This is a genomic window from Thalassobacterium maritimum (assembly GCF_031127805.1).
In the GTDB taxonomy this organism is placed as follows: domain Bacteria; phylum Verrucomicrobiota; class Verrucomicrobiia; order Opitutales; family Coraliomargaritaceae; genus Thalassobacterium; species Thalassobacterium maritimum.
Genome location: NZ_JARXHW010000002.1, coordinates 179,434 through 191,481, shown reverse-complemented (window position 1 = coordinate 191,481; position 12,048 = coordinate 179,434). Strand labels below are relative to the sequence as shown.

Here is a 12,048-nt window from a genome sequence, read left to right as displayed (position 1 = left end):
CATGTTACGCTGCGACAACATCACCGTCAAACGCGGCAGCCGTGCCGTGCTACGCCAACTACACTTCGATCTACAAGCTGCGGAGCTCATCGCTGTGATCGGCCCCAATGGTTCGGGCAAATCCACACTGCTCAAAGCCCTGACAGGCGAACTCGCCCTCGCCCGTGGCACGGTCGAGCTGAATGGCCAGTCCTTGGCCACGCAGATGCAACGCCCACAAGACATCGCACGCTGGCGCGCGGTGCTCCCCCAGCAAAGCGAGCTCGCGTTCAACTTCCCCGTGATCGATGTCGTGATGATGGGACGCAGCCCGCATCTCGCTCAGGTGGAACAGGCGCGCAATTTGGAAATCTGCGAAGCCGCACTCGAGCAAGTCGACTGCCTGGCCTTAAAAGACCGCCGCTATCAACACCTCTCAGGAGGTGAACGGCAGCGTGTGCACTTAGCCCGCGTGTTGGCTCAGCTGCACGAAGGCCTCAACTCAGGCGGCCCCGCACTACTCTTTCTGGACGAACCCACTGCCAATCTCGACCTGAAGCATCAAATACAAATTCTCCACCTGGCTCGCCAATGTGCCGATCGCGGCGCAGCTGTCTTTCTGGTATTGCACGACCTGCAACAAGCACGTGCTTATGCCGACCGTGTGCTCATGCTCAAAGCCGGCCGTTCTGTTGCCTTCGGCAAAGCAGTCTCAGTGCTCTCCGCCAAACGAATTGAACGCGTATTCGACATTCCAGTAGAATGGGTACAGCACGATGGTGATGCGCTTTTAAAAATCAAAAATCCTAACTCAAACACTACCAATACAACAACATGACCGAAAACAAAGATACCATCCCACAAAGCGCCCACACAGGCTACGCTTCGCTCCTTTCCGGATTTCAGTCCATTCAACTTGGCACCGTGTCGACTAGCGGCACCCCCGAAGCCAGCTACGCGCCCGCCGTGCTCACCGAGTCACGCGACTTTTACGTGCATGTGAGCGAGCTCTCAGCACACACCGCTAACTTGCGCGACACACAAAAAGCCTCCGTGCTACTGATCGAAGACGAAGAAACCTGCGAGCAAATCTTCGCCCGCAAGCGTGTCACCTACGCTTGCACCACCACAGAAGTCGAGCGCGATTCCGCCGAATGGAAGGACGCGATGGAGCGCTTTAGCGAAAAATTTGGTGGCATTATGAACCACTTAAAAGGCATGCAAGATTTTCACCTGATCCGCTTGAGCCCCAAGTCTGGTCGATTGGTCGTCGGTTTTGGGCAAGCCTACGACATCAGTGGCGAGCAAATGGAAACACTCAGCCACGTGCGCGGCTTCAATGGCAAAGGCCACCGCAACGAACCCGCCACCGCCCACGCAAAATAAAAGATCATGAGCACACCTGAAAGCCCACTTAGCAGTCAAGACATTGCCCGCATCATCGGTCACATGAACGAAGATCATGCCGACTCGGTGCTCGCCTACGCCCAGCACTTTGGACGCTTACCCGAAGCAAGCGCGGCGCAAATCGTCACACTCGACGCCGACTCTCTGACAATGGACGCTCAAATCGGTAACGATTCCAGAACGATCAAGGTTCCCTTTGGACACAGTCTAGAGTCCGCCCACGACGCACACATGACGATGGTGCAAATGTCAAAAGCTGCCAAACGCGCATTGGCGGACAAGGCCTAATAAGCAGTGACAGCGAGGCGCACGGGGCTCTATCCGCCGGATAGAGCTCCGCTATTGCGTGTCCCCTTCGGGGATTTCAAAAATACCAGCTGTGAGTGGTTGATTCACTTTTAACTCGTGAATGACGATGGTGTGCAGCTTCCGATCGCCCTCGTAGTGCTCAATTTTCGTAGGAAACTTTATGCCGCCGACGACTTGCGAGCCCACACCTACGCTTTCGACCCCATTTTCAGAGACCGTCGAAACCAGCGTATCATCGGCCAGCGAGAAATAGCGCACCGTCTTAAAACCGCCTGGATACTCGTATTGTAGTTTGTAGCAACGCACCCCGCGGTAGGTCTCACTACCGAGCAAGCGTACCGTCTCCCCGTTCTTAAAATCCGGACGAAAGTAATTAAAAAACTGCCGGGTGCTATAGCTGACACGTTCCAACTCGGTGCCCACCAAATCACGCATTTGAGAGGCACCGGCATTGAGGTTGGAGCGAATGATACAGCCACGTTTACAATCTAAGATGGTGGTTTCGACGATGTCATCGACCTTAATTTCCAAGCGCTGCGAGAGCGGCTTACGCGCCACAATCAAAATCGTCGCTGAAGGAATGTTTGTGTCGGCTGGCTCTAAGCTGCCAATAAGCTCCAGAGTAACCAAACCATCCAGTGCCGCTTCGCTACCGACAGTGGCACGCGCGCGATCAATGATCTCCTTTTCGCTGATATCCTGCGCACAGAGCGAGGCAGCGGCGAGACATAAGAAACAAGTACGCAGCAATATCTTCATAGCAATGTATGGACCGTGCTCACGGCAAAAAGTTCGCCACTACTCCCACTCAATGGTGCTAGGAGGCTTCGAACTGATGTCGAGTACGACACGATTACAACCAGACACCTCGTTAATGATACGGCTGGAAATCGTGCGCAGCACTTCATAAGGCACGCGTGCCCAGTCAGCAGTCATCGCATCCACACTCTCAACGATGCGCAGTGCGACCACGTTTTCGTAGGTGCGCTCGTCGCCCATCACGCCGACGGTTTTAACCGGCAAGAAGACGCAGAAAGATTGCCAAACTTTGTAGTAAAGATCAGAGGCCATCATTTCCTCTTGTAGGATCGCATCGGCCTTGCGCAGCACGACCAAATCTTCGCGTTTGATCGGCCCCATCACACGGACGCCCAAACCCGGTCCGGGGAACGGCTGGCGCCAGACCACTTCCTTAGGCAGGCCCAACTGAGTGCCGAGCTCGCGCACCTCATCCTTAAATAGCTCGCGCAGAGGCTCGAGCAGTTTGAGGTTCATCTTCTCAGGCAAGCCACCCACATTGTGGTGGCTCTTAATCAGCGCCGCTGGATTACCGTCGATGGCGACCGACTCAATGACATCTGGATAGAGTGTGCCTTGAGCTAAGAAAGTGTAATTACCGCGCTCTTTGAGTTCGGTCACGGCCTCATCGAACACCTCCACAAAGGAATTACCGATAATCTTCCGCTTCGTTTCGGGATCCGAAATTCCAGCCAAGCGATCCAGGAAGAAATCCGCTTTGTCAGCCACCCGCACATCGAGGTCGAAGTGGTCGCCGTATAGTTTCTCGACTTGCTCACGTTCATGTAAGCGCAAGAGACCATTGTCCACGAAGACGCAAGTGAGCTGTTTACCGATCGCCTTATGAATCAGCGCGGCGGCCACCGAAGAGTCGACCCCACCGGAGAGCCCCAAAATCACGCGTTCGTCCCCGACCGTGTCTTTAATTTTCTGCACGCTTTCTTCGATATAATTGGCCATCGACCAATCTGCAGCGCAGTTACAAATCTTAAACAGGAAGTTGGCAATCACCTCCGTGCCCATCTCAGAGTGCGCCACTTCCGGGTGAAATTGCATACCGTAGAAATTACGCTCGGCATCTTGAATCGTCGCGAAAGGAGAATTTTCGGTTGAGGCCACTGCTTCAAAGCCTTCTGGTAGCGCTTCCAAGCGATCTCCATGCGAGTTCCAGACACGCAGCGTATCCGGCAGTCCGTCGAAAAGTTTGCCCTTAATTGCAATATTTAAAGTGCCATGGCCGAACTCGCGCTCTTCACTTTTACCGACACGTCCACCTAACATGTGCGCCATCAATTGCTCACCATAACAAATGCCGAGCACAGGCAGGCCCAATTCAAACACCTTGGCATCGGGGCGCGGGGAGCCATCCAGCAAAACTGAAGAAGGCCCGCCCGACAAGATGACGCCTTGGGCACCCGCTTCTTTGAGCACGCTCGCCTGGGTGTTGTATGGATAGATGCGTGATAGCACATTGGCTTCGCGAATACGTCGGGCAATGACCTGAGTGTATTGTGAGCCGAAGTCGAGGACTGCGATATGGTCTGGCATAAAAAAATTAGGAAATTGAAATGATGAATTAAAAAGTTAGAGAGTGATTTTAAAACCTAAGTCGACCATTGGTAAAGCCACACTGGGGGCAATCGCATTCTTCGCTTTGATAAGGACCCGTGTAAATCTGGCTGCACTTGATACAATGGTAGATGACCTTCGAACGCTGGGCATCGTGGATATGCCCGTCGCGCCAATCATAATAAAACCAAAGACCAAAGAGCAGCACAAAGCCTGCCCCCAAATAGAGCAGGAAAAAGGTATCCACATTGAGCCCGACCACAATCGACGACTAGAATCCCTTGATATCAAAGAGGCCGGTCACGCTTTCATTATCATGAATGCGGCGGATACCTTCGCCCAGCAGGTCGGCCACGCTCAGCACGGTAATAGGCACGCCGGGGCGTGTTTCTACCGGCGTGGTGTTGGTAGTGATCAGCTGATCGATCACACCCGAAGCCAAGCGATCGTAGCCCATCTCATTCAGCACACCGTGACTGACAGCTGCCATCACGCTCTTCGCACCGTGCTCCTTTAGCAATTTTGCCGCGGCGCAGAGTGTGCCAGCAGTTTCGGTCATATCGTCGATCAATAGAATGTCGCGACCTTCGGTCTCTCCCACTAAAGAAGTCGCTTCCACTGTTTCGGCACTGGTGCGGCGCTTGGCGATAAAACCGAGCGGCACTTGCAGCATGCTAGCATAGGCCGAAGCCATTTTCATGCCGCCCACGTCTGGAGAGAAGAGAGTCAAATTCTTAGTATCAATGTCTTTCAAATACTGAAACAACACTGGCGAAGCATAAAGATGATCGACCGGGATGTCGAAGAAGCCCTGAATTTGCTGTGCGTGAAGATCGACAGTAAGCACACGGTCGGTGCCTGCGGATACCAACAAATTGGCCACCAGCTTAGAGGTGATCGGCACACGTGGCTGATCCTTACGATCTTGGCGCGCATAGCCATAAAACGGAATGACCGCAGTGATACGATTGGCCGAAGCACGACGCGCCGCATCGATCATGATGAAGAGCTCCATCAAGTTCTGATTGGCCGGATTGCAAGTGGACTGAATGATAAACACATCCGCTCCACGCACATTTTCGTTAATACGAACAAAACTTTCTCCGTCTGGAAAACTGATGACATCAGCCTCCGCAAGCGGCACACCAAGAGATTTGCAAATCTCTTTCGCTAGAGCGGGATTGGAATTGCCGCTGAATATTTTAAGGGAGCTATCTTTCATCATCATGATTCATTCAATTACTAAGACTCGGAAGGCAGAGACTTCACCGTTTTTTCCAGTTGATCAAACCTTTTGAAAAGATCGGGCAACTTTCGTTGTAGAACCGCCATGCGATTAAAGAGCATCATAGGCATGGCAGGATAACCGCGCACCTTGCTTTGTGCCTCGATATCGCTAACGACTGCGGTGCCCCCCGCGATCATCGCGCCAGAGCCCACCTTGAGATGCCCGGCCAGGCCTGCTTGGCCACCTACGATCACCCCATCCCCAAGAGTTGTGCTGCCACTGATGCCAACCTGAGCGACAATCAAGCAGTGTTGCCCCACCCGCACATTGTGCGCAATCTGCACTTGATTATCAATTTTAGTGCCAGCGCCGATTTGAGTGGATCCGAAACGTGCGCGATCAATCGTGGTATTCGCGCCCACGTCCACATCAGCCGCGGTCACCACGTTACCGATTTGCGGCACGCGTTGGTGTGCCCCGTCAAAATACTCGTAACCGTAGCCATCGGAACCGATTACACAGCCTGGCAAGAGTCGGTTGCGCTCGCCAATCACGCAATAGTCCCCCACAGAGACACGCGATGCAATCAAAGCACCGTCCTTAATTTGTGCACTGCGCCCTACTGATACGTGGCTGCTCAAGGTCGCAGCGCCTATCTTCGCACCGGGGCCGATGTAACAAAATGCACCAATGCTCGCCTCGGACGAAACTTCTGCATCCGGCTCAATCACGGCCGTCGGGTGTATGCCTGCAGCAGGCTTAGGTAATAAACTGAGCTCAATATCACGGCAGATCAAGGCCAGTGCAAAGGAGGGATTTTCCAATTTAAGAAACAACTGACCACTCTTGGGCGCCGCATCGTAATCCTGCGGCACCAGTAGCACAGAGGCCTGGGAATCCGCCACCGAAGCGCGATATTTCGGATTACCGAGAAATGAAAGGTCGCCTGCCTGTGCTTCGGAAAGAGATGCAATGCCTTGAATAGTGCCCTCATAGGCACCAACCGCTGCGCAGTCGTCACCGAGGATTTCAAGGATACGTGTTGTGGTATAAGCTAATGCCATGATGCGTAGAAAACAAAAAACCCTGTCCTAAGCGAGAACAGGGTTTTTGAAAATTTAAAAATTTATACGATTAGTTGCCAGCGTTGAGCACGGCGATCACTGCATCGGAAATTTCGAGCGCATCAGAGGAATAGATCACGGTGTTCTTAGGAACGACCAAATCGATGCCCTTATCTTCAGAAACAGTCTTCACTGCTTCCACCGCCTTAGCTTGCAAAGGAGCGAGCTCTTCTTGCTGGCCCTTTTGAGCAAGTTGCTGTGCCTGCTGGCGGAACTGTTGCAGTTCGCCTTGAGCTTGTTGCAGCTTCTGTTGCAGCTCATTGACTTGGCCTTGCGCTTCAGCGCGCGCTTCGGCGCTAGCAGCTGGGTTCTTGGCTTTAGTTTCGATGGTGCGGCCTTCAGAAACAATCGCTTCGATATTAGCCTGCATCTTCTTCATTTCTTCTTCAACAGGAGCGACGGAGCCCTTTACTTTTTCAACAGCTGCTTGGAACGCAGAGTAATCAGCAAGCACGCGTTGCACATCGACGACGCCGACTACGGGAGTCTTTTGCGCGAATAGACCTGTAGCAACTACAAGCGAAGCAAGAATAAGAGTAGTGATTTTTTTCATATAATATGTATTATGGGTTTGAGACGTTAGAGTGAAGCAGCACTAGAAGCGTGTGCCAAAGGAAAAATTAAACTGTGTGCCACCACCGGCACCTTCGGGGGATGTAATGGGAATACCGAGATCCAACTTGAGCGGCGAGCCCATGAGCATAATGCGCGCACCCACGCCCCAGTTATCGGCGTAGTCTGACATACTAAAATCAAGGTCATTTTCATTAACAAATCCCCAGTCATAGAAAACAACCAGCCCTAAAGGTTCCGCAATTCTGAAAGCATATTCAAAAGAAACCATTGAATAGGAGTTCCCCCCGACAGATTCATCATCATCGTCGGGGTCACGTGGGCCCACCTCACGGTAGTCGAAGCCACGCAAGGTATCGGGCCCTCCCAAATAGAAACGATCGTAGAAAGGAACGATATCATTATCCCCCAAAGGCGTGACACTACCGGCACGAGCGAGAATTGACAAAGACTGCTTGAAGGTGTCGAAGGTCGGGATAAAGTGCGCAGTGCGCCCTTCCATCTTGTAATAGTTCACATCACCACCGATTCCTGCATATTCAAAGCTCAGGCTGGAGCGGTTGCCCTTACGCGTGAACACCAGCGTCTCGCGATTATCACGCAGGAAGGTCAAACCGACCTTGGAGACCAGGTCTTCACCCTCCGCACTCTGAAAGACATCGGCGATGCCATCATTCTCTACGCTACCATCATCGTTAATATCAGAGCCTCCCAATGTTGAGTCAGGGTTGCGGTCGACATCAAAGATCTCCACCAGTTCAAGACGATAGGACAGTCGTGCTTCCACCAACTCGAAGAGACGGCGACGCAGGTATAGTTCGAAGCCAGTGCGCAACTCATTGTAATCCGCACTATTATAATCGGATTCAGTACGGTAAAGCTCCACACCAAAAGCGAGACGCTGCTCGAAGAGCCATGGCTCCTCAAATGCGATCAGGATCTGATTACTACTCGTGCCCAAGGAGGCACGGAAACGGAACTTTTGGCCATCGCCCTGAAAGCCATCGCGCCAATTGAACAGATCAAAATTACCCTGCGACATTTCAAAGTAAACCACTGCACTTTCGACAGAGCCAAAGCCCGCACCAAAGGTAAAATTCCCCGTACGACCTTCGCGCAGTGTGATGCCAAGATCCTTTCGTCCTGGAACATTCGTCGGTTCAGGATTCAAGCGAACATCTTCGAAGTAACTGGTGTTCTCCAAACGGCGCTGGCTCACTTCCATTCGTCTGCGGTCAAATACATCGCCGGGGCTGAGCGCTAACTCACGCACGATGACGCGCGCCTTCGTCTTGGTATTACCTTCGATCTTAATCGACTCGACGTAAAACTTCTCGCTCTCACTAATACGGAAGACCACATCAATCTGACGTGTCTGCATGTTAGGCACACGCTCAGCGCGCACGCGAGTGTCGAGGTAGCCGTTGGAGGTATAATACTCGCGAATCGCAGTGGCCGCCTCATCCACCTCTTTCGGCGAGAATGGGCTGCTAGTCTCTAAACGCACCGCGCTCAAGAGTTCTGTGGGCGTGTAAATGGTGGCACCTTCAACAGTAAACTCACCAAGATAATAAAGCTGGCCCTCAACCACAGGGATCGTGATCACAATTTCGTCGTCCTTGATAAAGTCGATTTCAACCTGATCTTCATTGATCTCACAGTCAAGATAGCCGGCATCGCGATAAAATTCGCGTAGTGTCTTTAGGTCTTCTTTAAATTTCTTCTCATCGAACTTACCAGAGCCAAGCAGCCAGGAGAGCCAGTTATGCTGGGCAGTTTCGAGTTGTTTACGCAGCGTTTTAGAACTGATCGCTTCGTTGCCCACGAAATTAATCTCTTCAATGCGGACTTTACCGCCCTCGTCGATGTCGTAAAACACCACTGCGTAACCTGTCTGCTCGTCACGTTCGATACGGTAATCCACCTCTACATCAGGAAAGCCTTTTTCGACATAATAGGTGGCAATCGCATCAGCACCAACACTCACCGTATACTCATCGAGCGGCGAGCCGCTCTCAATCTCAGCCTTGGAGGCCAAACGTGAATCCGAATAAGCCTCATTGCCCACGAAACGGATGCGCTCGATGGTATATTTTGAGACCAACTGGAAGACTAAGTTAATCGTCTCATTCTCAGCCTTGTCCACACGTGCCTCCACGAACTCAAAGCGCCCAGTGCCATACAGAGTGCGAATCGACTGGTCCAGTAGAGCCGGGTTGTAATTCATCCCGGGGCGCAGTTGCACGTTACTAAAGATGAACTGATCGCTGGCAGCACGAAAACCATTAAACTCGGTCATAACCTTGTTAATGACGGGATAGCTTTCAGCCTCCTGCGCCACAATGGATTGAATCGGCATACCGAGCACGAGCAAGCTGGTGACAGCAAAGAGAAGAGTCTGGATAATTCGCATCTGTAAAGAGTGACGGCTTGATGGCTAAACGCCTTTATTGGTGAAAGTTCTCGTAGCGTGTATAACGACGGACAAATGTCAGGTCTATTTCACCTACGGGGCCATTACGCTGTTTGGCAACGATTAATTTAATATGCTCGTGCTCATTATAGAGTCCGCCCCCTTCGACAGTCTCATCATCGTCACTCTTTTTCGGGCGATGGAGCAGCATCACAACGTCGGCGTCTTGCTCGATCGAACCAGACTCACGCAAGTCAGACAGACGTGGGTCACGATTTTCTTTTTCCGACTCACGATTCAGCTGACTCAAAACAACTACGGGCACATTCAGCTCTTTGGCCATGCCCTTCATTCCGCGCGAAATATCAGCAATCTGCTGCTCACGCTGCATACGACTATCAGTGCCTTTAATTAGCTGCAGGTAATCAACCACGACTAGGCCCAGCGGATTCTTTGTATGCAAACGACGCGCCTTGGCGCGAATATCAAGAATGGTGGAGGTCGAGCCGTCGTCGATCCAGAGTGGAGCCTCTTTCAGCTCCTTCACGGTAGTAGCGATATCGGCAGAGTCTTGCTTGGAAATCACCCGGTCACGAATGCGCTTCATATCCACGCGCGCACGGCTGCAAATCAAACGCATCGCAAGCTGCGCAGCCGTCATTTCCAAACTAAATACAATAACGCCAGCGGGTTTGCGACCTCCATCAGGAATCATCGCGTGCTCGGCAAAGTTCATGGCCAAACTGGTCTTACCGACAGAAGGACGCGCAGCGAGCACGATCATCTGCCCGGGGTGGAAACCATAGGTCATCCCATCGAGATCACGGAAGCCGGAAAGTACGCCATCGGCATCATCGCGCCCATTTAACAGCGCGTGAATATCGGCCACGGCCTCGTCGAGCGACTGACGGATGGGGATTGCCGCGTCTGTAATGCGGTCGCGACTGATTTCAAAAATGTCTTGCTCGATCTTCTCCACGAAGGTCGTCATGTCATCCTGCTGCTCATAGCAGGCCTCGATCGCCTCGCGTGAGGTTCGAATCAAGCGGCGCAAGAGATATTTCTCATGCACGATCTTCGCGAAATAGCGCGCGTGAGCTGCCGTTTCGATACGATCTTGGATCGCATAAATGGTGGCGATACCACCGACCTCTTCTTCGAGGCCATTTTTGCGCAAATAGTCGAGCAGGAGGATCTCATCGATCGGGTCCCCGGTCGCATAAAGCGCAAGCAGCGCACGAAAGAGCTCTTCGTGCGCTGTCTTGTAAAAAAACTCAGGAGCAATCTTGGACTCGATACATTCGGTCAAGATCTCGCGGCCACCGTCCAGCAGACAGGCAGCGATCAGCCCCTCCTCGGCTTCGATACTGTGAGGTGGCACGCGCACGGCATCGTCCTTAGACAATGACTTGCGCTTCCCCTTAAAGTTTCGATCCGAGCGATTACGATCAAACTTAGAGTTAGAATCAGGCGGCATCGTATTGGAATTTGTCTATACGACAAGTGCCTGCTAATTACTCGTCGTCTTCAGCGGCATCTTCAGCATCCGCACCGTCTTCGATCGGATTCTCAGAGACGACTTCAAACTTGAGCTCTGTCTCGATGTCAGCGTGCAACTTAACAGCAGCTGTGTGCGAACCAAGTTCCTTGATCGGCGCAGCGAGTTGTAGTTGCTTCTTGCTGAGCTCGATACCCTCTTCTTTTAGGCGGCCAAGCAAATCGTTGGCAGTGACAGCGCCAAACATCTTACCGCCCTCACCTGTCTTCACAGCGATCGCAATGCTGGTCTTCTCGACGCGTTCGCTCAATGTGCGTGCATCTTCGAATTCCTTTTGCTCGCGTGCTTCGCGTGCCTTGAGCAATGACTCAACATGCTTCTTGTTCGCTTGCGTGATCGGCAAAGCTAACTTGCGAGGAAGCAGAAAATTGCGGGCGTAGCCTGCTTTTACGGTGACTGTGTCGCCTTCGGCGCCGAGTCCAGAGATGGGTTGTAGGAGGAGAACCTGATTGTTGGCCATGATACGTCTTGATTAAATGTGTGATTAAATGAGTAAGAGAAATTGCGGCGTATTGCCACTAAATCGCTGAGGTGCTAATAAAAGCCTAAATGCGAGGCACTAGAGCTAGAGGAAAGCTAGAGCTAGAGGAAAGCTAGAACGGAACGTCTTCGTCAAGGGTGTCCCCTTCAGCAGAAAAGTCGTCCTTACTGGCGGCAGGCTTAGACTCGCGCTTAGGCGGAGAGCTTTGCTCATAACCACCAGAGCTGGCAGCGCTGCCCCCACTTCCGGAGCCACCGCTCGAGTCGTTATCATCGCGACCGCCGACGAATTGGAAATTTTCCAACACGACACCGAGCTTGCTACGCTTTTGCCCCTCATTGGTTTCCCACTGATCCAGCTTTAAGCGCCCTTCGACTAGGATAGGCTTCCCTTTACGGAAATACTTAGTGATGACTTCGGCCTGTTTGCCAAATGCGTCGATATCCACGAATGTGGTCTCTTCACGTCGCTCGCCATCCTTAGTCGAAAATACCCGAGAAACAGCTAAGCCTAGCTTACAAATCGTCAACCCATTGACCGTCACGCGAGTTTCCGGATCGCGTGTCAGGTTTCCCATCAAAATAACTTTGTTAAATGAGGCCATGGATA

13 protein-coding genes are annotated in these 12,048 nt (G+C 52.2%); 3 read left to right on the top strand and 10 right to left on the bottom strand.

Annotated elements, in window-relative coordinates:
• Position 1 precedes the first annotated feature (1 nt).
• Genes QEH52_RS01960 through QEH52_RS01950 form a run of 3 tightly spaced genes read left to right on the top strand, consistent with a single transcriptional unit; the run spans position 2 to position 1,674 of the window.
• Positions 2–817, top strand: a complete 816-nt coding sequence (locus tag QEH52_RS01960) for a heme ABC transporter ATP-binding protein (protein ID WP_308948280.1) — start codon at positions 2–4, stop codon at positions 815–817.
• Entirely contained in the window at positions 814–1,365 is a 552-nt protein-coding gene (locus QEH52_RS01955) for a HugZ family pyridoxamine 5'-phosphate oxidase (RefSeq protein WP_308948278.1), read from the top strand. Before QEH52_RS01960 ends, QEH52_RS01955 begins: the two co-directional genes overlap by 4 nt.
• 6 nt (positions 1,366–1,371) lie before the next feature.
• On the top strand, positions 1,372–1,674 hold the full coding sequence (locus tag QEH52_RS01950; RefSeq protein WP_308948276.1) for a DUF2470 domain-containing protein: 303 nt from the start codon (positions 1,372–1,374) through the stop codon (positions 1,672–1,674).
• Between the two features lie 51 nt (positions 1,675–1,725).
• On the opposite strand, the gene QEH52_RS01945 is transcribed toward QEH52_RS01950, so the two are convergent.
• From QEH52_RS01945 to ssb, 10 genes are all read right to left on the bottom strand, one after another.
• Entirely contained in the window at positions 1,726–2,454 is a 729-nt protein-coding gene (locus QEH52_RS01945; RefSeq protein WP_308948275.1) for a hypothetical protein, read from the bottom strand.
• 39 nt (positions 2,455–2,493) lie between these two features.
• The gene (guaA, locus tag QEH52_RS01940; RefSeq protein ID WP_308948274.1) at positions 2,494–4,041 is read right to left on the bottom strand and encodes a glutamine-hydrolyzing GMP synthase; all 1,548 of its coding nucleotides are present in this window, start codon (positions 4,039–4,041) and stop codon (positions 2,494–2,496) included.
• Positions 4,042–4,090: 49 nt separating this feature from the next.
• A complete protein-coding gene (locus tag QEH52_RS01935) occupies positions 4,091–4,309 on the bottom strand; it encodes a hypothetical protein (RefSeq protein WP_308948273.1) in 219 nt (72 codons plus the stop codon).
• 24 nt (positions 4,310–4,333) lie between these two features.
• Positions 4,334–5,287 carry a ribose-phosphate diphosphokinase gene (locus QEH52_RS01930; protein WP_345785436.1) on the bottom strand — a complete coding sequence of 318 codons (954 nt, stop codon included), beginning with the start codon at positions 5,285–5,287 and terminating at the stop codon, positions 4,334–4,336.
• A gap of 17 nt (positions 5,288–5,304) precedes the next feature.
• On the bottom strand, positions 5,305–6,354 hold the full coding sequence (gene lpxD, locus QEH52_RS01925; RefSeq protein WP_308948271.1) for a UDP-3-O-(3-hydroxymyristoyl)glucosamine N-acyltransferase: 1,050 nt from the start codon (positions 6,352–6,354) through the stop codon (positions 5,305–5,307).
• 70 nt (positions 6,355–6,424) lie between these two features.
• Positions 6,425–6,967: an OmpH/Skp family outer membrane protein gene (locus tag QEH52_RS01920; protein ID WP_308948270.1), complete on the bottom strand. Its 543-nt coding sequence runs from the start codon at positions 6,965–6,967 to the stop codon at positions 6,425–6,427.
• 42 nt (positions 6,968–7,009) lie between these two features.
• Positions 7,010–9,400, bottom strand: coding sequence for an outer membrane protein assembly factor BamA (bamA, locus tag QEH52_RS01915; RefSeq protein ID WP_308948269.1), 2,391 nt, complete (start codon positions 9,398–9,400; stop codon positions 7,010–7,012).
• Positions 9,401–9,434: 34 nt separating this feature from the next.
• Positions 9,435–10,877 (bottom strand): replicative DNA helicase, encoded by a 1,443-nt coding sequence (gene dnaB / locus QEH52_RS01910; protein ID WP_308948268.1) that lies wholly within the window; start codon positions 10,875–10,877, stop codon positions 9,435–9,437.
• 37 nt (positions 10,878–10,914) lie between these two features.
• Complete coding sequence (gene rplI / locus QEH52_RS01905; protein WP_308948267.1) at positions 10,915–11,418, bottom strand: 50S ribosomal protein L9; 504 nt, start codon at positions 11,416–11,418, stop codon at positions 10,915–10,917.
• A 133-nt stretch (positions 11,419–11,551) separates the two neighbouring features.
• Complete coding sequence (gene ssb / locus QEH52_RS01900) at positions 11,552–12,043, bottom strand: single-stranded DNA-binding protein (protein ID WP_308948266.1); 492 nt, start codon at positions 12,041–12,043, stop codon at positions 11,552–11,554.
• Positions 12,044–12,048 lie beyond the last annotated feature (5 nt).